Below are 24,828 nucleotides of genomic sequence, written 5' to 3' on the forward strand. Positions count from 1 at the left end.
TGGCCTCAGTACTTGATGCAAGCGAGGAACGCGATGTTCTGAGGCCGGGTTTCGCCTCCACCGGTCGCGTTGATCGTGATGGCGTGGGAGTGGTCGCCGATTGCGTTGATCGAGATGGCGTGGGAGTGATCACCCACTGCGTTGACGGTGATGTTGTGGGCGTGCGCGCCATCGGTGGATGTCGTTGAGGTAGAGCCGGCGACTTGAGTGACGTCATCGCCAGACGCCAGAAGCTCGCCACCGGTCATGCTCGGGTTGGTCGAACCCTCTTTCACCGTGTGAGCGTGGGCACCCTGGGCATCGCTGGACGCGGTGTGGCTGTGGTTACCGGCGGCGCCGGAACTGCCGGTGTGGCCGTGACCACCCGCCGCGCCGGAACTGCCGGTGTGGCTGTGGCTGCGGATCTCATCAGCCTGCGAGCTGCCCAGCACCCGGCCGACATCGATGCCCCGACCATCGTCCAAGACGCGAATGAACTTGCCGCGTGGGTCCGGCAAATTGAACGTGCTGACGCCATCACCGGCGCCGTAGGTGGTACCGATCTTGGCGAACAAGGCGGCATAGACCGTGCGCGACACTGCCGCACCGTTGGCCCGGAACCAACCCGGCGGTGGGGTGTCCATGGCAAAAGTGCCGATGCGCCCGACTTCGGAATCTTCGATGATCTTGCGCAGCGCCTTGAGCGCCTTGGTGGTGGCCAGGATCTCGCTGCTGTCGGTTGCCGGATCGTCGCTTTTGGCATTGGGGAGGTTGCCCAGGTCGACGTCGTCCTTGGTCGTAGCACGGGCGCGCAGGCCCTCGTAATCACCATCGCGCAGGGCGATCCGCTTGACCAGGGCGTCGGTGATGGGCTCACTTTGACGCTGGTCGGTGATCTCGCCCGACACCGTCACGCTGGCCAGCTCCACCACGTAGTGGGCTGTGCCGTTGCTGTCGGCGTAGTCCGCTTTCGCCTCGCCAAACACCACCTTCCAGACGGCAACGGTGTCACTGCCTTCGCGGGCCAGGGCGACGTCCAGCCAGGCTTTGGCCGGCAGTGCCGGCAATTGCACCTGGACAGGCTCAGGCAGTTCGACGCGGATCCCTTCCACGTAGGCAGTCCCGGCCTTGAGCTGATACAACCCGAAGCCGTTGCGCTCCATCTGCAGGCTGTTGGCCAGGTAGCAGACACGGCCAAAGACGTCACGATTACTCATGCGCTCGCGCCGATCGATGCCATTCAGACGCACCGTGAAGTCGTGTTGCCAGGTGCTGGCATCCACGGTGACGCCGGTCAGTGCCTGGGCCCCGTTGAATTCCACCAGGAAGTTGCGGGTGACGTTGTTGCCGATCTGCAGCGGCGGGATGTTCTTGCGCTTCTGCTGTACCGGGACCGTGGCAACAGCCAGCAGCACGCCTTCGGCGGCTTCCAGGCCGATCCAGTTGAAGTCCCAGTCACCCACATCGGAGCCCACCATCAGGCTGTAGATCACCTGGTTGGGGCTGACATAACCTTTGCGGTCATAGACTTTGGTGTAAACGATCTGATCCGCCGGCGGCTTGCCAGCTGCTCGATCGACCGGCGCATTCGGATCAAGGCCAGGAACAAGGGCCAGCACGAAGCGAGCAATATCAAGCTTCTCCCCAGCGCCTTGTTTCTGGGCAATGAGGCTTTCGCCGGCAAGGGTAATGCTCGCTCCCATGGGGGCTCCTAAAATGAATCGGTCAGAAAGGTGAGAATGGCGAGCTCGTTGATCACGACCAGGCGGCTTGCGCTGTCATCGAGCCTGGCAATCAGGGTCTGCTGGTCGTCGTTGAAGTCGGCCACGCCGATGTTCAGCTTCACCGGGGTGATCGTGACGAAGTCGTAACGCCGGCAAGTGCGCCCGTATTGCTGCATCAGGACGCGCAGCAGCACCGGGTTCTCGCTCAGTTGCGTGTCGGACAGGTGCAGCAGGACCACGTCCCAATCCAGATCCGGCAGGCGCTCCTGGATCTCCACATAACCCACGCCCAGGCGTTCGAAGATGCGCACCATGCCGGAGGTGCTGCCGGCGTCGACGGCATTGATAAAGGCGTACTTCACCCGTCGGCGATACAACCCTTCCGGCTCGCCATGAAAACGCTGGATGTCGCGCTGCCAAGCCAGCAGATCGAGCACGCTCAGGTGGCAGGTCTCGGCGTCCAGCTGCAGCAACGGCCAGTTCACCCAGCTCTCAACCTTGCCCCACCAGGACTGCGCGGCGGCTTTAAGCTTGGCCAGCTCCGGCCCGTCCAGCCAAAAAGGCAGGCTCAACTTAAGCATTCAGCACAACCTCAACCCCGGACAGGCGCGGGATGGTCAGCTCAGAAATGATGTCGTCGTTGTCGAAGTCCAGGGAGTCGATCCCCGGGAACTGCTGATGCAATTCCTCACCCAGGCGGCTGAAGGAAAAACGGGACTGCGGATGGGTCAGCGTTGGCTGATAGTCGCTCGCAGTGCTCTCGCGAAACGCGGCGCGGATAAACAGCTCGATGTCAGATTTCAGCTTCGGCCAGCGCTCGGCACCGACTTCGGCTTTCGGCCAGACCGTCAAATTCACGGTGTGCAACGTGGCCGGCATTTCCAGCACCAGCAGGTCGTCGCCGTGGCCATGGTTGCCCTGGTCGCGAATGGAGTTGTTGATTTCAGCCAGATAGGTATCCGCCGGCGAGTCCGCTTCGAACAGCACAAAGGCATTGGCGCTGCCGGGGCCCCGGGGCGCGTTGTGTTCAAAATAAACGCCGTCGGGCTGCACACCTGGGAACGCGGCGATCATGGCGCGATACACCGCGTCGGTGTGCCATTGGTTGACCGCGGAGAATTGGTTGCGCACGCGCAGGCGCAGCTCATCATCAGGCTCGGTGTCAGCACCTGGTTGGCTCAACCAGCCGTCAGCATTCACCACCTGGACAACCCCGGGCACCGGTTCCGGAAGGATGGAAAAGTAACCTGGTGCAAGGTTGAAGCCGCTGCCGGCGTATTTTGCTTGGGCCAGCACGCGGATCTGCGATTCGCCATCGGCAAAGGTTGCCGCTGCCACCGTCAACAGTTCGTAGACGTTGCCGTTGATGGCGATCGATTGAACTCGGGTACCGGCCGGCACTTCCAGCAAGCCAGCCAGCGCGCTGCGGGTGAACAGCAACAACCCCTCGGCCTTTGTCGCTGGCTTGCGGGTGACGTTGACCGCCCAAGCCAACATGTCCAGCCAGGCGCCGGTCGCTGTCTTCACGAAGAAGTTCGGCAGCACGGTGCCGGCAATGAATTCGATCAGCCACATCACTGGCTTGGTCACCAGGGCGGTGATCACCCGCCAGAATGGCGACCAGGCGCTGGTGTTGCTCAACTTGCTGCCCTGGGCGATCACTTCGAGTTCCCAGGCGGCGCGCAGCTTGGCCTCGGTGGTCGGAATGCCGGCGTCGCTCAACGCCTGTTTGAAGTCCACGTCACTCACAGCACTACCTCGACAGATCCAAATTCAACGGTTTTCGCCGTCACCAGGTACTTCCCTGTCCCTTCACCAAGGATGCGGACGGTGCCCGGTACCAGGCGCACGTCGGTCTCGACCAGCAGCTCCAGCTGCTGGATGCAGTCGGCTTGGCGGAAGCGATCGCGCTCGGCCACCATCGTCACCAGCAGCCCGCTTTCGCGGATCATGTGGCCGATGTCCTGGGCGATGCTGGCCCGATCGTCCACCAGCAGGGGCTGGTTCGACGGATCCAGGGTCAGGTCGTTATTGGTGATCAGCAGATCGATGTAGAGGCTCATCCGCCTACTCCCATCGCGACCATGTTTTCCAGCTCAAGCGGGGTCATTGGCTTGCTGGTGTAGATGTTCACGTTCTCTACAGGAGTGGTCTTTGTCTGGTTTTTGGTGTTCTGAATGCTGGTCAGCAACCCGCCCGGGGGCACGGCCGTCGGGCGCGTGGGGGAAAGGCTTGGAATGGCCCCATTGATGCTCTCCTGAGCTTTCTGCCCAGCGCCGGCGGTGTTGGCCGCACTGACTGCCGCGTCGACTCCTGGTACTTCAGGCATGCCGCCAAAGCGCGCTTCGATGTTCACGCCCGGGATGCTGTTGATCATCTCGATCAGGCTGTTGATGGCCTTGTAGAAGACGCCGACGATGCTGTCCCAGGCGCCTTTGGCCATGGCGGACCAGCCGCCCATGGAGCTGAACCAGTCGGAAAGGGCCTTGAACTGATCGCTGACCCACTGGAAGGCGGCGCTGTTCATCAGGGCGGCGGTCCATTCGTCCCAGTAGTAGATGGCGGCGACCACCGCCGCGACTAGGGCAACGATGCCCACAACGATCAACAGCACCGGGTTGGCCAGCAGCGCGCCGTTGACCAGCCAGATCGCTGCCTGCCACGCCACCATCCCGACCTTGACCAGGCCCATCCAGGTGTACAGCAGCACCAGGCCGGCGACGAAGGCGATCGTCATGACGGTGTGGAACAGGAACATGGCGATGCTGCGGTAGCCGGTCCAGTTCAACAGCTTCCAGACCGTCAACATCCCCAGCCAAACCATCTTCGACATGCCCACCGCCAGGGTCAGTAGGGACATAGCGGCGATGATGCCGAAGATGGTCAGTGCGGTGATACCGATCACCCGGGTGATGTTGGGAAACAGGGTGACCCAGCGCATCAGCGCCTTGCCGATCGCCACCATCTTTTCCATGAACGGCGCCAGGACCGGGATCAGCAGCTGGCCAAACAAAGCGCGCATGCTTTCCACCAGGGACGTCCATTGCGCCCAAGGATCGACCATGGCCTTGGCCATCTGCTCGGCACTCTCCAGGCCGCGAATCTTGCCCAACTGGTCCATACCGATGCGCAGGCGATCGGTGTCCTTGGCCAGTGCCGTGATCACGCGCGCACCTTCGCCGCCAAAGGCATCGATCAGCTTGGCGCCCGCGTTGGCACTGTTTAGATCACCGAACTTGCCTTCCAACTTGCCAAGGATGTCGAGCATCGGCAGCAACTTGCCGTTCTGGTCGACAAACTTCATCCCCAGCTTTTCCGAGGCGCTGCCGATGTTCTCGAAAAACGATTTGTAGATGCCGCCGGCATCGCCGCCTTCCATGGTGCTGCTCAGCGAGCCAATCACCGCGAACTGCTCGGCCAGGTCCACACCCGCTGTGGTCGCGATGGAGCCGACTTCCTTGAAGGCATCCTTCAACTGCGCGCCATCGGTGCGGAACAGCTTCACCGCCAGCGCAGTCTGCCCGCCCAGCTTCTCGATCCATTCGGTTTTGCCGAAGGCGTCCGCCTGACCCTTGAACAGGTTGTACATGGTGCCCACGTAGGCGCTGGTGGTTTCTGCGTCGGCCTTGGTCGCCTTGGCCAGCACGTTGCTGGTGTTGGTGATCGAGGTCAGCTGGCTGGCGGTCAATCCTTTGATGGCGCCATCGATCGTCGACGCCGATGCCACAAAATCCCGGGCATTGGCGGCGTAGTCGACAGAGAACTCCAGCGCCTTTTGATTGAGCGCGGTCAGCGCGTCTTCGGCCACGCCCAGCGATCTGACCTCGCCCAGGGCGCGGTTCATCTCCAGGGCGGGTGCCAATGACTGGGTGATCGCTACGCCAGCACCCACCAAGCCGCCCAAGCCCAAGCCCATCGTCTTGATGTTCTTTTCGCCCTGCTCAGCAAGGTCGGAAAAACCCATTTTCACCTTGCCCAGGGGCGCGGTGACCTTGTCGGTCAGGCTCAAGATGAAGGCCAGGCGGGCGGCGCGGTCAGCCATGTGTTTTTATCCGTTCAGAGCATGGGCGATGCCGTTAGCCACGGCGATTTCCATGCGTTTCCAGTGTTCGTCTTCCAGCCACTTGGCCGTGCCCATTACTTCGGGTGTGGGCTCCTGACCAGGTAGCCAGCGACTGGACAAGGCCAGCAGCTGACCTAGTCCGTCCTCGCTCAGGCGCTCAGCGTGGTCGAGTGCTTTTTTACGATGATCTCAACGTCCGGCGCGTACTCCTCGAGCAGGGCACCGGCGATCTGCATGGTCATCACCGGGTTGGCCAACAACGTGCGCAGATCGGCGCGCTGCTCGGCCACGACGGTGTTGCTCAGCAAGTTGTGGGATGGCGCCACCTTGTTGTTGGCGGTCACGGCGTTGAAGTACTTGGTCACGTCCTGGGGCGTCAGGGTGAAGGTGAATTCTTGGGCGCCGACTTCCAGGGTGATATCGCGTTTTTCGCTCATGTTCTTTTCCGTTGTGGGGGTTGGTTAAAAAGGTGCTGCAGGCGTTGTTCCAGCCGGTCTTCCAGCTTTTCCATGGCCTTGTCGATGTGCTCGGCCCGCACGTATCGCTCAGCGACCTCGATGCGAAACTCCAGGTGCTCACGACGGGCCGCGCTGATCTGTTTGAAGAGGTACATCTGAAAGCCCACCACACCGGTCAGAACCAGTTCGGTCAGCATCAGCAGTACGCTCACGGCCATGGCTGAAAGCTCCATTTCACGCGCTCCAGTTGCCACGCCCGCCAATCCGGACGGCGGCGTACATCAGCCAGGCCAGAGGCTTGGGCATGCCCTCCTCGAGCAAGGCGTCATAAAAGATCTGGTCTGCCTCGGCCTTGGTGAAGGTCCAGGTGCCATGGGTGTAAATGAAGTCGTGCACCACCGATGGGCGCCGAGCGCACTCGTCGTCACGCGGGATCAACCACCAGACCGGCCGGGGCACGCTGGCCAGGTCGGTGCGGTAGCACTTGGGCACCGTCACCAGCTTGTTGCTGGCCGTCAGGTAGAACAGCGGCCTGATCAGCTGCCATTGCTTGGTGCCCTTCACGGCCTTGACGACCAGCTCGCTCCTAAAGGCCATCGGCGGCGCACTCCACGCGGATCGTGTTCGGGGCCGTATCACTGGCAATCTGCGTGCGCAGCAGCACACGCCCGGCCTCCGGCGCCTTGCAATACAACGCCACCAACGTGGAAGCGCTGCGCGCCACCACCGCGTGGGTGTCGCTGAAGGCGCAGCCGACCAGGGCGACGACGGTGAACACGGCAATCATCAACAGGCGTGTCATTCAGTAGCTCCAGATCGCAGGACTTGGGAATCGCCCACCGGCCGGCGCCATGCCCAGGTGCAGGAAACGAGAGTTGCCGCGCTGGCTGATGCCGAAACGGGTGAACTTCAGGTTCATGGCCAGACGCAGAATCTCCACCGCGTCTTCACCACGGCAGCGCACATCTACCGCCAGACCGGTGCAGTGCTCACCTGGTGCAGGCTTGTTCACCTCCACCGGGTGTTTCGGGCAGCGGTAAGCGCTGCTCAGCGCCATGGGCCGGCCAAACTGCTGACGCAGGGTCACCAGCTCGGCCATGAACGCCGGATCCATCTCAGCGCCGGTGCTGTTGCACTTGCCACATTTGCAGCGCAATTCAGCCGCGGCGAAGTGCGGCCAGGTGTAGGGCCAACTGATGACTTTCATCGGCGTTTTCCTTGCTCGAAAAGGGATTGGCATGGCGTGCAACGAGTGATGCCACCCAGCGCCTGGCGCTTCTCCGGGATCGGCTCGTCACAGTCCAGGCAATGGCTGCGGCTCGGCCCGCTCGCACGTGCCTTGGCGAGTTGGGCGTTAATCGCCTGTTCACGCTGGCGTTGTTCCAGCGCCTGGGCACGATCGAACGGGCAGACCATCAGCGCAGGCCCTCGATCTCGGCGGCAGCCAGATAAGGCACGCCGTTGATGCGAATGAAGTCCGGGCTGGTGACGTCAAACGGCACCTTGTGCTTGGACTTCTCGCCGCCTTGCGGGTCGATGCTGAGCAGGCTGGAGACCTTCAATTTGCAACCGAAGGCCTCAACGCGCAGTTCCTCCTCGCCGGCCTTGGCGAAGAACACTGAGTCGAATGGCTCAAGCTCGCGGAAACTGCCGGCAGCGCGTGCAGCTTCGATCAGCAAATTGAAGTTGCTGGTGTCGAACTCCATTTCCCCGCTGGCCGCCACGTCGCCATCGACGTGGCCGTCGGGTACGCCCCGGCTTTGCGCCACGGCAGTGTTGTCCGTGATATCCAGGGTGCAGCTTTCGACGTGGACCAGTAGATCGCCCAGGTTCACGTCGAAGTTCTTGCCGCCAATACGTGACATAAGGGGTTACTCCGAATCGTCGTTGGAAAGGTCGAGGGCGATGTTGGCCGTCAGGTCTTTCGGGCAGTTGAGCGGCCGGATCTTGATGTAAACCTCGACCTTGGTTTTGCTGAGCCACACCAGGACGATGTCGCCGTCCTTGGGCGCCTCGATCTCACCAGGGAACACCTGGCCGGCGAACGTGACGGACTTGGCCATCTGGCGCAGGGGCTTCATCAGCGCACTAATGGCGGCGGCCATGCTGTTGGGGGTGTTGTTCAGTCGGCGATCGGCCACGCGGCGGATCAGCAGCGGGCGCACTTGGCGAGCGGCCTTGTCAGCCAGGCGCAGGTACTCAACCACCTGGAAGTCGCTCGCCGGCGCATCGAGCATGTTGCCGTCGCCCCAGAACACGCCCGGGTAATCGGGATAGGTCTGCGATACAGAGAACCGCGCCTTATCCAGTTCGGAACGGATCGCCGATGGCAGCGGCACGCCGTCAACGTCGGCAGGAATCGCGCCCAAGCCCAGCACGGCGCCGGACGCCACACGCATGGGGCTGTCGGCAATGCTCACCGCCGCGTTGGCCAAACGACCCGCCAACACGCCCAGGTCATTGCCGTGCAATTGCGGTACGACCAGAACACGCGGAGCGGCCACGCTTGCGGTGATGGCCCGCTGCGCAATCAGGTATTGGTCCCACGTCTGCAGCACGGTGATGCCCGCGCTCGCAGCCATCACAAAAGCCCGGCGGCCGTAGACGTTGTTCAGTGCAATGGCCGCGTCGTGCATCGCCGACAGCTGAGCTGCAGTGGTCACCGGCTTGGTGATCACCACCGCCTCCACCGAAAAACCCTGCTGCTGCGCGTACTCCAGTGCGTCGGACCAATCACCGTCGGCCGCGATCGGCGCAGCCAGGCAGGCCCAGCGATCGCCGCCGTTCAGTTTGGCGGCAGTGATCTGGGTTTTCAGGTCACTGGCAGGAATGCCCAGGGCGCTGTCCAGGTCGCTGTCGGTGTTCAAGGGAATCAGCTGGCCGACGCTCTTCGCACCGACGCCGATGAATAGGAAATAGCGTTCGATCTCAGTCACGGCACCCTGGCCCAGATTGAGATTGTTTACGCTGACTTTGCCGAGTGCCATGCAGTGCCTCGCTAGCGGGGAGAATTAAGGATTTGTTGGAGCACCTGGTTCAGCAGCAAGCCGGTGTCTCGTTCGGTGCTGACGCCGATGAACTGGCGCTTGGGCAAGGTGATCTCCCAGCTTTGCGCGCCGCTGCTTTCAGCTTTTTCGTCGTCCAGGATGCGGATCAGCAGTCCGGCCTTGGCGTAGTTCACATGCTCCTGAATCCAGGCCACCGATGGCCGGGACAGGGATTTCTTGCCCTCCTGGCGAACCTTGAAGCCCAGCCGGCGCAGGCGCTTGGCCTGCTTTTCCGTGGCTGCCAGTCCAGCGGGAACGTTGTTCCAGCGCTTCATCTGGGCGGCGGTGCGGCGCTCGCTGACGCCGTTGTGCTGCTGCGCCGCGACCCAGCTGGTCAGGGCATTACGCCAACCCAGCTCGGCCTCATCGGGACTCACGCGGGTGACCAACATCAGCTTGGCCAGCCCCGCTTCCATCTTCTTTTTGCCCTTGCCAGTGCCTTTGCGCGCTTCAAACGGGGTGCCGTCGAGGTTCTGCTGATCGCGCACACGCTTGCGGCTCATGGTCCGCACGCGCTTGGTAACGTTGTTCAGCAGGCGTCGGCGCAGCTGTGGCGGCAGGCTGAGCAGCGCCAGCTGCTCGCGCACGCCCAGATAGCCCCGGGCGTCGAGCTCGAAGGTGCTACGACCGGCCAAGGCTTGATACCTCGCCGTGTTCGGCAATCCACAGATCAAACGGGACAAATGCCCAGGTATTGCCGAAGGCCTTGATTTCGCCGTCGGGATCCTCGGCCAAATACTGCGGTTCGTTGAACTCCAGGGTGATGTCCACGTCGGCCAGGTCGTTGTCGAGCATGGTGATGTCGAACTTCGGCGCCGACAGTTCGTCGCGATAACGCTCCTGGTCATTGGCTTCCAGCCAGCTACCCACCAGTGCCATAAGACGCCCCGGATGATCGGCGAAACGCTCGAGGGCGATCGTCGCGCTGTAGCGCATATCACCCATGCGCATGCCGTCAATGTCGGGTTTCCAGATCAGCTCCAGGTGTACCTGGTCGGCCCAACTGTCGAGCTGTTCCGGCAACACCAGTTCGCGCTCGATCAGGTATGTCGTGAGGGCTTTGAGTTTGATCACAGGAGTACCGCCGTGATGCGGCCACGGCCCTGCAGCGAGCGAACGGCCTGCTGGCTGAACTCCAGGAAGGTTTCGCCACGCTCGGGCAGTTCTTTGCCGGTGTTCTCCGCGCTTTCACGGCGGGTCACGGTGGCGAACTGAGTCAGCAAGCTGGCCTTGGCGCGGCAATACACGGCGCGCTTGTACGTCGCTGCTTGAAATGTGCGCTCCGGCAGCACCGTAGGGTCAGCAGATTCCACGGAGGACGCGCCCGCGTTCTGCCATTGACCTTTGAGCTTGGCCAGATCTCGATTGACCTCGATCATCGCCGTGGTCAGATCAGTGGCCAGCATGTCTACCAGGTACTCCGCCGGCAGGCGGTAGCCCTTCTGGAATTCGGCCAGGGAGAGGTTCGGCCAGAAGCCGTCGTTCTCGATCGCCTGATCCACAAAGGTGGTGGGTTTCCCGGAAAAGCTCATTGCTGGGCACTCAAATAGGGGCGGGAAAACTGTTTCAGTGGGTCAGGGCCATAAATGGTTGGCTCACATCCACAGTTTCTCGCCGGGGGGGGTAGTCGGTTATTCGGCGGCTTTCTCAGCCAGTTCTTTTGCCAGGGCCTTGCGAGCACCTTCCAGGCGGGTACCAACACCGATGCCCTCGTACAGAGCTTCCGCACGTTCAAAGTGGGTGATGGCTTTCGCAAACTCGCGCTGGTCCAGGGCCAGAATCCCCACTTGCTTGTGATAGCGAGCAGGAATGCGCTCAAAGAGCTTCCATTCGCCGTCCACCAAAGGCAGCAGGTTGGAGAGGTAAGGTTCTGGGCTGCGTTTGGCTTTGTACTCAGCCTCAGCCCAGTCGATCACCGCATCAGCGACGAAGGTAGGGATGTCACGTCTGAAGCGCTCAGGCAGCTGCTGGTCTTGCCCCATCGCGAAGGTCGCCAAGTCCAGACCTGCTTCGAATTGCTCGGTGTCGAAGAGCCAAACCAGGACTTGCATTACTACCGAGTTCGGGAAACTCAATCCGGAATCGCGGTAGCGCTGCACATAGTCCAGGTACTTGGGCAGCAACTCGTCACGCTTGAGTTGCTGGCGCAGTTCGCGACTGTTGATCGCGCCAATGCGCTCCAGGTCTTGAGCCAATGCGTCTTCCATCAGCTTCAGGTGCTTTTTGGCGTTGGCTGGGCTGGACAGCGCGGTAGCAGCGGAATACACCGCCGTTTCGGCCCCGGCACGCGCAGCAGCGGCCGGGCCTTCGGCTTGAACGCGGCGTTTGTGCGCCAGTGCCAGGCTCATCAGATCAGCTCCACGTTTTCAGCAGCCGCGAATTTCTCCAGCTGCTCGATCACGTAGCCTTCGTTGCGGCCGTTGTAATCCTCGACGCGGGAGCGCTTCGGGTTCTCGATCAGGTGACGACGCCAGCTGCTGTCCTGGAAGTAGATCGATAGATTGTCCCAGCTGGTGACGACCACGGCATTGACCGGGAAGTGCGGCACGGTGAAGGTCGGCAGACCGCCGTAGGTCGCAATGACCTGGGCGCTTTCGATGCGCTCCTTTTCGGTCGGTTTGCCGGCTTGGTTGGAATACAGCTTGGCCTTGTCGCTGGCCAACAGATCGCTGCCAACGATGGCAATCAGGTCACCGCCATCGCGGAACACCGAGCTGATCATCTGTTTGACGTCATGCACCAGGGCGTCGAGGTTTTCGTAATCGCCACTAGCGCCCAGGGTGATCTTGCCGTCGACCGCGCCTTCCAGCAGAACCTGTTCAGGAATCTGCTCGCGGGCCAGTTGCAGCCAGCCTTTGTTGACGTCCTGCAGCATCGGGCTGGTGGTCAGGTTCGTCTGGGCTGCAGCTGTGACGCCATGCCAACCGATCATGATGCGATCGAGGGCAATCTGCTTCTGTACCGCTGCCGAGTAGCGATCGGCGAAGTCGGGGAACTTGGCCCAGCTGTCGATCTTGGCGAACGGCAGGCCCACGTCCGACTCGGTGTGGAACAGCTCGTAAGGCAGACCGTTCAGGTCGGAAACGTCCTTGGCTTCACGGTCGGTGGTTTTGGTGTTGGTGCGGCTGGTCACGGGACCGCTCACACCGATCATGACCTTTTCACCCTTGATCTCGGTCACCGGAATGACGTTGATGCGCTCCAGGAAGTCGGCGCGTTCGGTGATCTTGTCGTTCAGCTCCTGGGCAATGGTCGGCTCGACGTTGAACTGGCGAGTCACGTCGACGCTGTAGGTCTCGGCGATGGCCTCACGCAGGGCTGCGTATTGCTTCAGGGCGCGGTTGGATAGAGATTGTTGGCTCATATCACAGCACCCGCTTTTTGGTGTCGGCAGGACCGGTGACGCGCGGTACCTGACGAGTGCTGACGGTGTTGAACGCCTTGCTCAACAGCTTCTCGATGTTGGCCAGGCGCTTGTCGGTGTCGCCGTTTTTTGCGAACTCGCGATCGGCTTCGACCTGATCGACGATGTCCTTTACAGCGACTTCAACGTCATCGACCTGGTCAACCACAGGGTCCGTAACTTCATCAGTGACGGGTTCGATCACGGCCTGAATGCCGGCAGCAACAAGCAACAGCTGCTCCAGCAGTGCCTTCAGCGCTTTGGCTGTAGCTTCATCCATTGGGGGTTTGCTCTCGGTGGGGGTTTGCGGGGATGCGGGGGTTTCTTCGAGGCCGAAGCGCTTGAACAGACCCGCAAACATGGCAGCGATCTTGCTGATTTCGCCTTGGGTCTCGGGTTCGCGGAATGGGCCAAGTTCCATAGAGGCGGCGTAGTACGCGGCCTTACTGGTCCTCTTCGAAAAGTAGAGTTCCTGAGTGCCGAGGCTGGCCGGTTCGTCGGTCACAGCCAGGCCTGTCAGGTAGGCTTTCCCGGTGTTCGCGAAGTTGGGTGTGATCTCGATGCTGGTAAACAGCTTTTCGCCCTGGTCGTTGAGCCAAAGCAGTTTGTCGTTGGGCTTCAACTGCGCTTCTAAGGCGACTTGACCTGGGGCCAGATCCTCGGCCTCTTCGACCAGGCGCACGGCGAATACGGTGCCGTGGGACCCGTACCAGCGTTCGTGTTCGCACCAGATCACCGCCGTGTAAGTGGCAGCTTTGTAGGTATCAGCGATATCACGCAGTTCCTGGGGAAGGATCTCGCGGCCATCTACGGTCGGGCCGCTGGTGGCGACTCGTTTCCAGAACGAAACAAGGGAACGGGGCATGGGCGATAACTGCGCTCAATCGTTGATTTGAGTCGCCACGATATGCACCGTCGGACCACCAAACAAACGGTTCACTTTTGCTTTGGTCCTATTTCGCGCTTTTAGGTCTAATGCGGATTTTACCCCCACGTTTCTAGCGTTTTCGCCGCATAGACTGCGGACATGCCATACGCCCCCGAACTTAAAGAAGCCGCCAAACGCCTCTATTTACGCCGCTGCAAGCCGCGTGAAATTCAGGCGCAGTTATCCCTGCCCAACATCCGAATCGTTTACTACTGGATCCGCCAGGGTGAGTGGGACGACATGTTGTCGGATGAAGAACCGCTGACCGCCGTCGGCCGACGAATCACCCTGCTACTGGATAAAGCCACGTCATTGACCAAGGGCGAGTTGGACGAGCTCGACCGGTTGACCACCATTCGCGATCGGCTCTTGAAGCAGTCCGCGAAACCGGCGCCGGCGCCGATCGGCGATCCGCCGCCGGACGATGGACAGCGCCGTGAGCCACAGCGTAACGAGCGTCGTGATCGTGGCGATCGCGGCGATCGCGGCGACAAGGGCGGGAAGAAGCGCGAGAAGAAAGCCAAAAACGAGGTCGGCGAGCTGACGGAAGTCGACTTTCTCGACAAGTTCATCAGCAAAATGTACGGCTATCAGAAGGAGCTGTTTGCCGCCAAACAGAATCCGCTGACGAGCCGGATCCGGAACATTCTCAAAAGCCGCCAGGTGGGCCTGACGTACTACTTCGCCGGCGAAGCCTTCATGGACGCGGTGCTGACCGGTGACAACCAGATCTTCCTGTCAGCCAGCCGCGCCCAGTCCGAGATTTTCCGCAGCTACATCGTGTCGTTTGCGCAGGAATGGTTCGGCCTGGAGCTGACCGGCAACCCGATAGTGCTCAGCAAAGACGGCAAACCGTGGGCCGAGCTACGTTTTCTCAGCACCAACAGCAGCACCGCCCAAGGTCACCACGGGCACGTCTACGTCGACGAGTACTTCTGGATTCGCGACTTCGAGAAACTGAACACCGTTGCCAGTGCCATGGCCACCCACAAGAAGTGGCGTAAGACCTACTTCTCCACGCCCAGCGCGGTGTCGCACCAGGCTTACCCGTTCTGGACCGGTGAAAAGTTCCGCAACAGCAAGCGCAAAAACGCCAAGGACCCATGGCCCAGCGAAGCCCAAGCCGCGGCTGGCACGTTGTGTCCGGACGGGCAATGGCGCAAGGTCATCACCATCCTCGACGCCATCGCCGGCGGTTGCGATCTGTTCGACCTCGAGCAGCTGCAGCTGGAGTACGACGAGGACAAGTTTCAGCAGCTGTTCATGTGCAAGTTCATCGACAGCACGCAGAGCGCCTTTTCCCTGGACGACCTGGAGCGCTGCTATTCCGACCTGTCCTTGTGGACCGATTACGACCCCGACGATCCCCGTCCATTCGGCAACAGCCCAGTGTGGATTGGCTATGACCCGAGTCGGACCCGCGACGATGCCAGCTGCGTGGTCATCGCACCGCCGCTGGAGGACGGCGGCAAGTTCCGGATCCTGGAGAAACACAGCTGGCGTGGGCAGTCGTTCAAGTTCCAGGCCGACCAGGTCAAGAAGCTCACCGAACGCTTCAACGTGCAGCACATCGGCATCGATACCACCGGCATCGGTTACGGCGTGTTCGACCTGGTGCGCGACTTCTACCCGCGTGCGACCTCAATCCACTACAGCCTCGAAACCAAAAACACCCTGGTGCTCAAGGCGCAGGACACGATTCAGGGCAGCCGGATCGAGTGGGATGCGGGCTGGAATGACATCGCTCAGGCGTTCCTGACGATCAGACGCGGAACCACCGGCGGTGGCCAGGTCACGTACAGCGCATCACGCACCGACGCCTCCGGCCATGCCGACATTGCCTGGGCGATCATGCATGCCCTGGCCCATGAACCCCTCAACACCAACAAACAGCGGCGCAGCCGCTACACACTCAGCGGACCAAGCACCCATGGGCAAACCAGTAAAAAACCAGCCGCAAAAACCAGCACCAGGTCCGATGCGGGCGTTTTCATTCGGTGCGCCGGAACAGGTTCTGACCGAGAACATCGGGCATTACCTGGGCGTGTTCGCCACCCACGACGGCAAGACCTACACACCACCGGTATCGCGCCAAGGCCTGGCCAAGTTGCTGCGCGCCAACGCTCACCACGGCGCCATTCCCGGGTTCAAGCGCAACCTGCTGCTGCGTGAATTCATTGCCTCTGAAGGCTGTTCGGTTCAAACCATGAGCCGTGCCGGGTTGGACTTCATGGTGTTCGGTGAAGCGTACTTTTTGCGCAATCGAAACGCCTTTGGCCAGGTGCTGCACCTGGACCACCTGCCAACGATCAACATGCGGGTCAGGGTTGGGGGCGGGTTTGTGATGCTGTTGCCGGACGGCAAACAAGTGGAGTTCGAAGAGCACGAAGTCGAGCACGTCATGAACTACGACGTGGAACAGAACATCTACGGCGTACCCGATTACCTGGGCGGTATGCAGGCGCTGTTGTTGAACGAAGCCGCCACCCTCTTCCGACGCCGCTACTACAGCAACGGCGCGCACGCGGGCTACATCTTCTACACGAACGACCCCAACCTGACGGAGGAAGACGAAGACTCCCTGCGCGATCAGATCAGCGCCAGCAAGGGTGTGGGTAACTTCCGGTCGATGTTCGTGAACATCCCGGGCGGCGCTGAGAAAGCGATTCAGATCATCCCGGTCGGCGACTTCCAGGCGAAGGACGAGCTGGAGAAGGTGAAGAACATCACGCGCAACGACGTGATCGCCGCCTGGCGCATGAACCCGGCATTGGCCGGGATCATCCCGGAAAACAGCGCTGGGTTTGGCGACATCGAAAAGATCGATCGCGTTTACACCAGCAACGAGATCCGGCCGATCTGTCAGCTATTCAATCAGCTGAATGACACGCTTCGAGAAGATAGGCGATTCACCTGGAGAAAACCGGAAGATGCAGTTGATTCCACTACATCCAGCGCATAGCTGAGAGATTGCCACTACATATTGTGGCAATATAGTGGCGATTGGATGCCCTGGGGAGGGACACAATGCGAGTTGAATGCAAGTGCGGACACAAAGGCCGGATCTCTTCGAGAGAGAAATTTTCCGTAGATTTCGTGAAGCTCTACTGCCAGTGCCTGGATGCAAAGTGCGGGCACACATGGGTCGCAGAGCTGACGTTTTCACACACGCTGAGCCCTTCAGCTCAGTCATTCGAAAGGATGTTGATTGATCGTTTGAGGGATATGCCCAGGGCGAAACAGCGAGAGCTGTTCGAGCAGCTTGGTTCACAGGCAGTGGCGTGAGGCGCAAACCGCCGACTCATTAAGTCGGCGATCGGTTGTATGAAACGGCTATCAGCTACCAACCGGCTCTTCCGGATGGGTCGCCAGGACCTCGGACATACGACGGAGATGAACCTGTTCCTTCTCATTCAGCATGCGGTACAGCCGAATGAGGCGACGTTCAATTTTGGTCAGGTTTGTCCATTCGAACTCGGTGGTTCCGATATTGCCAAGGTCGTTCTTCTTGCGATCCAACATGCGTACTACTCCATAAAGTGCATTGCTGAACCGACGTTGACGGGGCTGGAACTGGCTTAAGTACAAGGGGGCGACGAATGTCGTACACGCGTTGTAACAAGTCACTTCGATTGACGGGCAGCATCGTCGGCCATGGCTTTAAGGAATCGACGAATCGCCTCTTGGTCCCCTGGAGCGATGCTTCTGTATTGCTTTACCAGCTGGTCTTCAATGTCGCTGAGAGCATCCACAGCCAACGTAGAGCGCAAACCATTGAGGATGTAGGGAACGTCAAAACCGAACTGGCTCGCGACTTTACTCAGGTAAGACGCAGTCGCGTCACTGGTTCCTGCTTCGTAATTGGCCTGCGTCCGTTTGGCTATTCCAAGCGCTTCTGCGATCTCGTTCTGCGTCAAAGCGCAACGCTTACGTTCTTCTTGCAGTCGGGAGCCTATCTCTTCGGAAAGGTGCAAAATTATTCATCTCTGATATTTACAAATGCATCGAAGTGCATCATTCTGCATCTCACACCACATGAAAATGCACGGAACTGCACTATGCCCAACTCAAGCATCACCGAGCAAGCCCGACAACAAGCGCGTGAGGCCTTGGATAAGCGCGGTCAATCCGCAAAGGACTTTGCTGAACAGCACAATCTGAATCCCAGCACCGTATACGCGGTGCTGAGTGGCCAGAGCCGTTGTCGCCGTGGGGAGGCACATCGCGCCGCTGTTTTGCTAGGTATCAAAGACGGCGTGATCGAACAGTAATGGCACTGAGCCACAGGGAAAAGCAGAACATGAAAAGTTCAGTTCTAAAGACTCGTCGGGAAGTAGTCAGCGCCATTATCTGCAGTTACCCAGGTGGCCGAGAATGCGCCGCTGCGCGCATCGGTTTGGCACTGAAAAAATTCGACAACCATGCGTACGAAAATAACAACAGTCGCCCGCTCTCAGACGCCCAGCTCTACCAACTGGAGCAGGAGGCTGGCACCCAGCATTTTCCCAACTACGTTGCAGCAATGTATGGGGGTTTGTTCGTTCCGGTTGCAGATCCGGAGAACCTGGACAACGTCGAGATGTACACCCTTTCGGTGAACGTTGCGGCCAAGCGGGGATGTGTTGACCAAGAGATCGCGAAGGCTTTAGCGGATGGCTGCATTTCCGAAATCGAAGCAGAACACATACTCAATGCTCACAACCTACACATGGCTGCACGTCACGCAGAAGTGCTTGCAGCTATCGACCTGTACCGCAACAAATCAGGGGCTGCTCAATGAACGATCTGCCTGCAGTACAGGAATACCAGGACGTGCTCAAAGCTGCTGCGCTGTTGTTCCTAGAGCGTCACCAATGCGAACACCTGGGCGACGACCAACAATTGTTCGACCGCACAGTGCAGTACCTCATCACGGATTTCGACATCCTGACGACCACAGCAGAGAAGGCCGTGCATCTAGCCTGCAGCGATATGTCAGCGATACGCGATCGGCAGCGACTCGACGTCGGCAGCAGTTCGTCGACACACACCGTCATCATTGACCCCGCCACAGGCAAAGCCTGGGCCGTTCCGGTCAGTCTGATCTATGAACGCATTCTCAACGCGCCGGATAACGGTCGTTTCCGCGTAGCCGCACCGTAACACCCACCCACTAAATCGCCTGTCCCACTGCCGTGGGTTTGGGTGAGCTGCGTCCGAAATTGAGGTTTGACGATGGAAAACGCCATGAACATCAACGCAAAACTGACACCAGGTCAGGCCCAGGCGCTCTTGGCCAACCTGCGCGAGCAATACCGTCTCAGCCTCAATGACCTTTGGTACGCAGACGAATATCGGTTGATTCCTGATGGCCTACGTCACGGATCGATTCTCGCCAATAGCCCGGTGATGGCCGCTCAAAAACACCTGATCGGTGCCCTCACTCAAAGCCTTGGCCTCAGCCTCAAAGCAGTGAAATAACCATGAGAGAAGATCTGCGTCATGACGTTCTGCAGCGCATCGAATCGGACTTTGGCCTGAAGCACCGCATCCCCACGAATTACATGCGTGGTGGCGTCTGCCCAAAGTGCAACAAGAAAGAGCTGTACACACGTTTCGATAGCCCGTGGCAGCTGATTTGTGGTCGTCAGGAAAAGTGCGGCCACACACTGCACGTTAAGGAGCTCTACGACGATCTGTTTGAAGATTGGAGCAAGCGCGCTCCGTCCACCGAAAGCGCTCCAACAGCAACCGCCCGGGCCTACCTAGAGTTCGCCCGCGGCTTCGATATTTCGCTGATCGGTGGTTGGTTCACTCAGGAAACGTTTTACTCCAGCAATGATCAGGCAGGCAGCGCAACGGTGCGTTTCGCCCTGGAGAAAGGTGGATATTGGGAACGCCTGATCGATCGTCCTGCCCGCTTCGGCAAAATGAAAGCACGCTTCAAACCAGGTGAAACCTACCGTGGGGTGTGGTGGTGCCCGCCGTGCGTGGACCTGCTCGAGGTCAAAGAAATCTGGATTGTTGAAGGCATCTTTGACGCGATTGCACTTGTACATAACGGCCTTTCCGCCGTGTCGGCAATGTCTTCGAACGCCTTCCCTGAAGAATCACTGAAAGCATTGCTGCGCGATCGAACTGACAAGTTGCCGAAGCTCGTCTGGGCTCTTGATAACGAACCTGGTGCGCATACCTACACCCGTCGCTGGGTCCGTCAGGCGCGGGAGATGGGCTTCATCTGTGAGGCAGCACAGATCCCTCAGCGCGACGGCCGCAAGGTCGATTGGAACGACTTGCATCAGCGCTGGGCCTTTATTGACGGTGATGAGAAGCGGGCCGCTCAGGTCGCTACAGACGTTAAGCAGATCCGCCACCAAGGTGCGCTGCTAATAGCCGAAAGCGCCGCCGAGAAGGCGTTGCTGATGTACGACTGGAACAAGCGCGGCGAATTCCACCTGGGCTTCGGCAACCGTCTCTATTGGTTCAAGTTGGACATGGAGAAGTACAACCGGGCCGTCCAGGATCTTGAGGACAGTGAAAATCACGATGAGCAGCTGCTGAACCAAGCGCAGATGCGTGAAAAGGCGCTGCAGCAATCCGGCAGCGTGGTGGAGATCGCCAACTGCTACCCGCAAGCCTTGTACTTCCAGCGGAACGAAGTCACCGACGAGTCCTGGTACTACCTGCGCGTGGACTTCCCCCATGACGCCGGCAGCGTCAAGAACACCTTCACCAGCGGCCAGCTTGCCGCCGCCAGCGAATTCAAAAAGCGATTGCTGGGGATGGCCGCTGGCGCCATGTACACCGGCAGCGGCCAACAACTGGACAAGCTCATGAAAGACCAGCTCTATGGCATCAAAACCGTCTCTACCATCGACTACGTCGGCTACAGCAAGGAATACGAGTGCTATATCTACGGCGACGTGGCCATCAAGGATGGCAACGTTTATCCGGTGAATAGCGAAGACTATTTCGAGTTCGGGAAAATGCGCCTCAAGACCCTGCAGAAGGGCGTGCCGGTGCAGCTGCAGCGCGATTCGAAAGGCTACGACGAGGAGTGGTTGCGCCTGCTCTGGATCTGCTTTGGCACCCAAGGATTGGCGGCGCGGCTGTTCTTCTTCGGTTCGTTGTTCTGCGAGCAGATCCGCGCACGCTACCAGTCGTTTCCATTCCTGGAAGCCACCGGCGAAGCCGGTGCCGGCAAGACCACCTTGCTCAACCTGCTGTGGAAACTACTCGGCCGTGAAGGCTACGAAGGGTTCGACCCGATGAAGTCCACCAAGGCCGGACGGTCGCGCTTGATGGGGCAAGTGTCCGGTATGCCGGTCGTGTTCCTCGAGGCCGACCGCCATAGCGAAGACAAGGCGCACGCCAAAACCTTCGAATGGGACGAGCTGAAAGACTTTTTCGGCGGCGGCACGCTGGCGACCAAGGGCGTTAAGACTGCCGGCAACGAAACCTACGAACCTCCGTTTCGCGGAACGATCGCAATCAGTCAGAACGCAGCAGTGGTGGCCCACGAAGCGATCATGACGCGCATTGTGAAGCTGCACTTCATACGCCCAACTGTCACCCCGGAAAGCCGCGCTGCAGCGGACAAGCTCAATGCCCTGGACGGGAAGACGCTAAGCCACTTCCTCCTGCAGGCAGTGCGCAAAGAGGCAGAGGTGATGGACCTGTTCAGCAAGCGTTTTCCTGAACACGAAGCCAAGTTGCGCCGGCTGCACACACATTGTTTTGCCTGTGACACCCAGTTCAGCGGTGAAGGCTCGTGCCGCAAGTGCGGAAATGGTTTGCGGGGCTATATCGGCGTTGAGCGGATCATCAAGAACCACGCTCAGCTATTCGCTCTGCTGGACGCCATCCGACTGGTCATCACTCTGACCGAAGTACAAGTCAGCTCCACGCGCCGTCAGATCGTCGAGATGGCGCTCGAGCGGCAGAGCACGACCAACGCTGACCATAGTGCTGTGGCCGAGTTTTGGCAGGTTTATGACTACTTGGAATCTATCTACGACGAGCCCCTGGTGAACCACAGCAAGAACCCGGACGTTATCGCCATCAATCTTAACGAGTTTGCCGAGCGTGCTGCAGAACACCGTCAGAAGCTCTCCGACGTCACTACGTTGAAAGACCTGCTCAAGGAATCCCGCAGCCACAAATTCCTGGACTACAAGGCCGTCGACAGCGCAGTGCGGTCCGCGCAAGCAGCCAAGAATCCGATGATCAACCGATGCCCCACCGTCAAATGCTGGATTTTCAAATCGTGATCAAGTAGCGCACGAATGACCATTCAGATTACGACCCGCAATGGCCTGACGTAGAGCCCCTCAGACATAAAGAGAAGCAACAGTGGCTATAAAATGGAGAAATTAAATGAGTAAGCTGGACCGGTTCATGCGGGAAAAGGACGTGATAGCGGTGACGTCACTTTCACATTCCACCATTTGGCGTGCGATGAAGGAGGGTCGATTCCCCAGGCCCGTTTTGATCTCGCCTGGCCGTGTGGGATGGCGGGAATCTGCGATCATCGCTTGGCAGAAGAACCCGATTCAATGGAAAGCCACTGAGGCCGCGTAAGCGGCCCTTTGGTCATTTATTTATTATATTTTTACCTTTCGGTGGAAAACTTAGTCTTGCAGACTTACTACTTTTCAATGCAAGTCACTTCATAGACACTAATACCACACTTGCCTCCGCTATCGGAAGATAGTGTTTTTAATCTGAAGTCCAAAACTTTTTGTCCGCTAGTTGAATGGATCGTGCAAACTTGCTTTGCCAGATCGCCGGCGCCTGGCCCACCATCTTGAGGGCAACCATAAGTAGGTTTAACAGTGCATTTCCCAGGATCATCCGAAATACACCATTTATCGGTATAGTCTGCGCTTGCCAAACCAGACCAGCACGAAAAAACCATCAAACCGAGCAATCCTAGAGTTCTCATTACTCACCTCCTAAAATGCATCCTCAAAAAAACATTATTAAAACTCTCCATTCACTGCCTGTCCCTCACTTATCCCCACCGTAGAGCCCACACAATAGAAGCTGGACGGTAAGTTCTTGCAATCGCTTGCATGTCGAACGCATATTCTGGAACCCTCAGGACCATCCCACACCTGACCGGCACTCACGGGCCCAGTGCTTATTACCGGATAAGAATTAGCATCTCCATTACCATAAAATGGTGACTTTCTTATTTCAACCAAACATTGATTATTTTTTGATGTTAACACTGGATAATCTGCTTGCGAGAGCTGCGAGATAACCAAGCCAAAGAACAAAGCCAAGCGGACAATAATTTTCACTTGAGATATCCTAGATCTACATATTGAAGGAAACACCGATAGAAATGGTATAGCACGAAAAAAAAGACTAAAAACTCAGACATCGATTTTATTCGTACCTTCTGTCGGAAAAGAAAACTGTAAACTAATTGGACACTATTTAAATCAATCACTCAACGAAATAACACTCGCTCCCAATTATAACGATCTGCTACTTAACCCACTTAAAACGAATCTATAAAGTACCAACATCTACAATGTTTTTCTGTAGCCATAGCGACCACCGTTGCATACCACGCTGTTTTTCTTTGAAATAATCATAACGATCGTAGTGCTTTGATGACACATCGTTGAAAGCATGCCCTTGAATACGGTCCCGCAGTTCCTTATCCAGGCCCGCAACCCCCATCAGCGTTTTACAGGTACGTCGAATATCTCGAAGGGTGAACGGCCCGTCGAACAGCTTCATATGTCGGCTATAAAGTTTTGTCACCGACCTAGACAACGACTGGGTGTGTAGGGGTTTGTCTTCCATCTTTCCCATAAACCGATAAATGCTTGTTTCGCTGACCTCATCCAACGTTTTCAGACTCTGCCGCATCAGTCGGTTGTACGGTACCGCGTGCAAGATCCTTTCACCGTCGACACCCTTGAGGTTACGAATAACCAGGTGATCGTCGAAATACTGCTTTCGCGTGGTGGCCAACAATTGTTGGGGACGTTGGCCACCGGATGCGATAAGAAACTTGATCAGCTCAGACGTCACAAGCGATAGCTGTTCAGGAAGCAAATTCCAGAGAGATTTAAGCTCAGCAACGGATAACGCCCGATTACCTGGTTGCTCCCAATCGGCCTGCACAGGAATACTGGCTACCGGGTTGCTCAGTAATCCGAACTGGATTTTGTTCTGCAGATAATTGCGCGGGTTGTGCTCTTGCTCCAATCCCAGCTGAAACGCAGCGTGCAATTGCGATCTGACGCGATTGCAATAGGTGGTAATGCCGTTGTCGATCATCCTCGCAATGATAGTGCGGACCTCGACAGGCCCAATCATCGCGACCGGGCGTTGCACCATCTGCGGAAAAGGCCTGCTCACGTACCGTTCAAATGAACTCTTAACATCCTCGACCGACGCGGCATTCTCTGCACGCAGCTTGGCGATGTAGTTGTCCAACAGCTGCTGGAAGGTACCCGCCGAGATAACCAGCTCTTTTTCTTCACGGCACTGGTCTCTGGCCGCTGCCAAGCCCAATGCGGGCCATGTTCCCAGTTTCGAAAGTTTCTTCTTTCCACCAACAAAGCGTTGAAAATAGAATTCCTTTGTTCCGTTCGGGCGGATCTTGAGCAGCAATACGCCCTCTCCCCTTGCACTGCGTCCGTCCGACATGACGTAGGGCTTTTCCCGGGGCTGCAGCGCCCGTATCTGCTTATCCGTGAGCATCGGTGTCTCTTCCTTGTATTTGGTGACAGTTCGTGGTGACAGTTCGCAAGAACCAGTGTGGTCCGAGGTGAACAAGCACTGACTGCAGCACCACGCTGAAAGGCACGATTCTACTGGCTCGAAGGGGGTTAATGATATTCCCCGGACAATGATGGCATTACGCCAATTGTAGATTCCCAAGCTGATAACGAAGGTTCGATTCCCTTCACCCGCTCCAATCGAATTTTGTCTCACGTCAAGGTGCTTTTGACGGGGGATGCAGGAATACAAAAAACCGGTCCACGTGGCCGGTTTAATGAGATGGTCACCCCCACACCCTGCGAGGGCTACGCTTTCGCAGGGTGTTTTGTTTTCGGAGGCCATCATCATGAGTGAGTCAGCGCTGATCGGTATCGATCTCGGTAAACACAGTTTTCACCTGCACGGCCAAGACACTGCGGGCCGAGAGGTGTTTCACAAGAAGCTCACGCGAGCACAGATGATGCATTTTTTCGGCAACCTGCCGAGCTGCGTCGTAGTGAT

32 protein-coding genes and 1 pseudogene are annotated in these 24,828 nt (G+C 58.5%); 10 read left to right on the top strand and 23 right to left on the bottom strand.

Annotation, left to right across the window (positions count from 1 at the left end; all coding sequences use genetic code 11):
- Positions 1 to 5: 5 nt before the first annotated feature.
- The 20 genes from CKW07_RS21695 to CKW07_RS21785 all read right to left on the bottom strand — a co-directional run bounded on the left by CKW07_RS21695 (position 6) and on the right by CKW07_RS21785 (position 13,539).
- Complete coding sequence (locus tag CKW07_RS21695) at positions 6 to 1,682, bottom strand: phage tail protein (protein ID WP_095146974.1); 1,677 nt, start codon at positions 1,680 to 1,682, stop codon at positions 6 to 8.
- 8 nt (positions 1,683 to 1,690) lie between these two features.
- Positions 1,691 to 2,284 (bottom strand): phage tail protein, encoded by a 594-nt coding sequence (locus tag CKW07_RS21700; protein WP_095146975.1) that lies wholly within the window; start codon positions 2,282 to 2,284, stop codon positions 1,691 to 1,693.
- Positions 2,277 to 3,452, bottom strand: a complete 1,176-nt coding sequence (locus CKW07_RS21705; RefSeq protein ID WP_095146976.1) for a baseplate J/gp47 family protein — start codon at positions 3,450 to 3,452, stop codon at positions 2,277 to 2,279. Before CKW07_RS21705 ends, CKW07_RS21700 begins: the two co-directional genes overlap by 8 nt.
- Positions 3,449 to 3,766: a DUF2590 family protein gene (locus CKW07_RS21710; protein WP_095146977.1), complete on the bottom strand. Its 318-nt coding sequence runs from the start codon at positions 3,764 to 3,766 to the stop codon at positions 3,449 to 3,451. Before CKW07_RS21710 ends, CKW07_RS21705 begins: the two co-directional genes overlap by 4 nt.
- Positions 3,763 to 5,745, bottom strand: a complete 1,983-nt coding sequence (locus CKW07_RS21715; protein WP_095146978.1) for a phage tail tape measure protein — start codon at positions 5,743 to 5,745, stop codon at positions 3,763 to 3,765. Before CKW07_RS21715 ends, CKW07_RS21710 begins: the two co-directional genes overlap by 4 nt.
- Before the next feature lie 6 nt (positions 5,746 to 5,751).
- Complete coding sequence (locus CKW07_RS25795; protein ID WP_371850667.1) at positions 5,752 to 5,895, bottom strand: hypothetical protein; 144 nt, start codon at positions 5,893 to 5,895, stop codon at positions 5,752 to 5,754.
- Positions 5,896 to 5,915: 20 nt separating this feature from the next.
- Positions 5,916 to 6,203, bottom strand: coding sequence for a putative phage tail assembly chaperone (locus tag CKW07_RS21720; RefSeq protein ID WP_033043938.1), 288 nt, complete (start codon positions 6,201 to 6,203; stop codon positions 5,916 to 5,918).
- Positions 6,200 to 6,457 (bottom strand): hypothetical protein, encoded by a 258-nt coding sequence (locus CKW07_RS21725; protein WP_033043940.1) that lies wholly within the window; start codon positions 6,455 to 6,457, stop codon positions 6,200 to 6,202. The genes CKW07_RS21720 and CKW07_RS21725 overlap by 4 nt, the downstream gene beginning before the upstream one ends.
- Position 6,458: 1 nt before the next feature.
- A complete protein-coding gene (locus CKW07_RS21730; protein WP_095146979.1) occupies positions 6,459 to 6,821 on the bottom strand; it encodes a DUF1353 domain-containing protein in 363 nt (120 codons plus the stop codon).
- Complete coding sequence (locus tag CKW07_RS21735) at positions 6,811 to 7,026, bottom strand: hypothetical protein (protein WP_095146980.1); 216 nt, start codon at positions 7,024 to 7,026, stop codon at positions 6,811 to 6,813. The genes CKW07_RS21730 and CKW07_RS21735 overlap by 11 nt, the downstream gene beginning before the upstream one ends.
- On the bottom strand, positions 7,027 to 7,431 hold the full coding sequence (locus CKW07_RS21740; protein WP_095146981.1) for a D-Ala-D-Ala carboxypeptidase family metallohydrolase: 405 nt from the start codon (positions 7,429 to 7,431) through the stop codon (positions 7,027 to 7,029).
- Positions 7,428 to 7,640 carry a TraR/DksA family transcriptional regulator gene (locus tag CKW07_RS21745; RefSeq protein WP_095146982.1) on the bottom strand — a complete coding sequence of 71 codons (213 nt, stop codon included), beginning with the start codon at positions 7,638 to 7,640 and terminating at the stop codon, positions 7,428 to 7,430. Before CKW07_RS21745 ends, CKW07_RS21740 begins: the two co-directional genes overlap by 4 nt.
- Positions 7,640 to 8,089, bottom strand: coding sequence for a DUF2597 family protein (locus CKW07_RS21750; protein WP_095146983.1), 450 nt, complete (start codon positions 8,087 to 8,089; stop codon positions 7,640 to 7,642). Before CKW07_RS21750 ends, CKW07_RS21745 begins: the two co-directional genes overlap by 1 nt.
- Before the next feature lie 6 nt (positions 8,090 to 8,095).
- On the bottom strand, positions 8,096 to 9,211 hold the full coding sequence (locus CKW07_RS21755) for a DUF2586 domain-containing protein (RefSeq protein ID WP_095146984.1): 1,116 nt from the start codon (positions 9,209 to 9,211) through the stop codon (positions 8,096 to 8,098).
- An 11-nt stretch (positions 9,212 to 9,222) separates the two neighbouring features.
- The gene (locus CKW07_RS21760; RefSeq protein WP_095146985.1) at positions 9,223 to 9,906 is read right to left on the bottom strand and encodes a phage virion morphogenesis protein; all 684 of its coding nucleotides are present in this window, start codon (positions 9,904 to 9,906) and stop codon (positions 9,223 to 9,225) included.
- Positions 9,893 to 10,345 (bottom strand): phage tail protein, encoded by a 453-nt coding sequence (locus CKW07_RS21765; RefSeq protein WP_095146986.1) that lies wholly within the window; start codon positions 10,343 to 10,345, stop codon positions 9,893 to 9,895. The genes CKW07_RS21760 and CKW07_RS21765 overlap by 14 nt, the downstream gene beginning before the upstream one ends.
- Positions 10,342 to 10,803, bottom strand: a complete 462-nt coding sequence (locus tag CKW07_RS21770; protein ID WP_095146987.1) for a head completion/stabilization protein — start codon at positions 10,801 to 10,803, stop codon at positions 10,342 to 10,344. Before CKW07_RS21770 ends, CKW07_RS21765 begins: the two co-directional genes overlap by 4 nt.
- Positions 10,804 to 10,902: 99 nt before the next feature.
- On the bottom strand, positions 10,903 to 11,619 hold the full coding sequence (gene gpM, locus CKW07_RS21775; RefSeq protein ID WP_095146988.1) for a phage terminase small subunit: 717 nt from the start codon (positions 11,617 to 11,619) through the stop codon (positions 10,903 to 10,905).
- The gene (locus tag CKW07_RS21780; RefSeq protein WP_095146989.1) at positions 11,619 to 12,635 is read right to left on the bottom strand and encodes a phage major capsid protein, P2 family; all 1,017 of its coding nucleotides are present in this window, start codon (positions 12,633 to 12,635) and stop codon (positions 11,619 to 11,621) included. The genes gpM and CKW07_RS21780 overlap by 1 nt, the downstream gene beginning before the upstream one ends.
- A 1-nt stretch (position 12,636) precedes the next feature.
- Complete coding sequence (locus CKW07_RS21785) at positions 12,637 to 13,539, bottom strand: GPO family capsid scaffolding protein (protein ID WP_095146990.1); 903 nt, start codon at positions 13,537 to 13,539, stop codon at positions 12,637 to 12,639.
- Between the two features lie 162 nt (positions 13,540 to 13,701).
- Here CKW07_RS21785 and CKW07_RS21790 point away from each other — a divergent pair, with 162 nt between their 5' ends.
- The 3 genes from CKW07_RS21790 (at position 13,702) to CKW07_RS21800 (ending at position 16,887) form a co-directional block, all read left to right on the top strand.
- Positions 13,702 to 15,774 (top strand): terminase large subunit domain-containing protein, encoded by a 2,073-nt coding sequence (locus tag CKW07_RS21790; protein WP_095146991.1) that lies wholly within the window; start codon positions 13,702 to 13,704, stop codon positions 15,772 to 15,774.
- The gene (locus CKW07_RS25800; RefSeq protein WP_256577101.1) at positions 15,701 to 16,564 is read left to right on the top strand and encodes a phage portal protein; all 864 of its coding nucleotides are present in this window, start codon (positions 15,701 to 15,703) and stop codon (positions 16,562 to 16,564) included. Before CKW07_RS21790 ends, CKW07_RS25800 begins: the two co-directional genes overlap by 74 nt.
- A gap of 65 nt (positions 16,565 to 16,629) precedes the next feature.
- Positions 16,630 to 16,887: an ogr/Delta-like zinc finger family protein gene (locus CKW07_RS21800; RefSeq protein WP_033043955.1), complete on the top strand. Its 258-nt coding sequence runs from the start codon at positions 16,630 to 16,632 to the stop codon at positions 16,885 to 16,887.
- A gap of 51 nt (positions 16,888 to 16,938) precedes the next feature.
- Here CKW07_RS21800 and CKW07_RS21805 read toward each other — a convergent pair whose 3' ends face one another.
- Positions 16,939 to 17,124, bottom strand: a complete 186-nt coding sequence (locus CKW07_RS21805) for a hypothetical protein (protein ID WP_095146993.1) — start codon at positions 17,122 to 17,124, stop codon at positions 16,939 to 16,941.
- Positions 17,125 to 17,225: 101 nt separating this feature from the next.
- Complete coding sequence (locus tag CKW07_RS21810) at positions 17,226 to 17,576, bottom strand: helix-turn-helix domain-containing protein (RefSeq protein WP_033043957.1); 351 nt, start codon at positions 17,574 to 17,576, stop codon at positions 17,226 to 17,228.
- An 84-nt stretch (positions 17,577 to 17,660) separates the two neighbouring features.
- Here CKW07_RS21810 and CKW07_RS21815 point away from each other — a divergent pair, with 84 nt between their 5' ends.
- From CKW07_RS21815 to CKW07_RS21840, 6 genes are all read left to right on the top strand, one after another.
- Positions 17,661 to 17,873, top strand: a complete 213-nt coding sequence (locus CKW07_RS21815) for a DNA-binding protein (protein ID WP_033043958.1) — start codon at positions 17,661 to 17,663, stop codon at positions 17,871 to 17,873.
- A gap of 29 nt (positions 17,874 to 17,902) precedes the next feature.
- Positions 17,903 to 18,382, top strand: a complete 480-nt coding sequence (locus CKW07_RS21820; RefSeq protein WP_305883052.1) for a YmfL family putative regulatory protein — start codon at positions 17,903 to 17,905, stop codon at positions 18,380 to 18,382.
- Positions 18,379 to 18,744, top strand: coding sequence for a hypothetical protein (locus tag CKW07_RS21825; RefSeq protein ID WP_095146995.1), 366 nt, complete (start codon positions 18,379 to 18,381; stop codon positions 18,742 to 18,744). Before CKW07_RS21820 ends, CKW07_RS21825 begins: the two co-directional genes overlap by 4 nt.
- Before the next feature lie 72 nt (positions 18,745 to 18,816).
- Entirely contained in the window at positions 18,817 to 19,062 is a 246-nt protein-coding gene (locus CKW07_RS21830) for a hypothetical protein (RefSeq protein ID WP_033043962.1), read from the top strand.
- A 2-nt stretch (positions 19,063 to 19,064) separates the two neighbouring features.
- Positions 19,065 to 21,851 (top strand): toprim domain-containing protein, encoded by a 2,787-nt coding sequence (locus CKW07_RS21835; protein WP_095146996.1) that lies wholly within the window; start codon positions 19,065 to 19,067, stop codon positions 21,849 to 21,851.
- Between the two features lie 106 nt (positions 21,852 to 21,957).
- Positions 21,958 to 22,161, top strand: coding sequence for an AlpA family transcriptional regulator (locus tag CKW07_RS21840; RefSeq protein ID WP_095146997.1), 204 nt, complete (start codon positions 21,958 to 21,960; stop codon positions 22,159 to 22,161).
- Positions 22,162 to 23,100: 939 nt separating this feature from the next.
- On the opposite strand, the gene CKW07_RS21845 is transcribed toward CKW07_RS21840, so the two are convergent.
- On the bottom strand, positions 23,101 to 24,306 hold the full coding sequence (locus tag CKW07_RS21845; protein WP_095146998.1) for an integrase family protein: 1,206 nt from the start codon (positions 24,304 to 24,306) through the stop codon (positions 23,101 to 23,103).
- Between the two features lie 367 nt (positions 24,307 to 24,673).
- Here CKW07_RS21845 and CKW07_RS21850 point away from each other — a divergent pair.
- Positions 24,674 to 24,828, top strand: a pseudogene (locus CKW07_RS21850) (IS110 family transposase); the annotation flags it as partial.

The organism is Pseudomonas sp. Irchel s3b6, assembly GCF_900187415.1.
In the GTDB taxonomy this organism is placed as follows: Bacteria; Pseudomonadota; Gammaproteobacteria; order Pseudomonadales; family Pseudomonadaceae; genus Aquipseudomonas.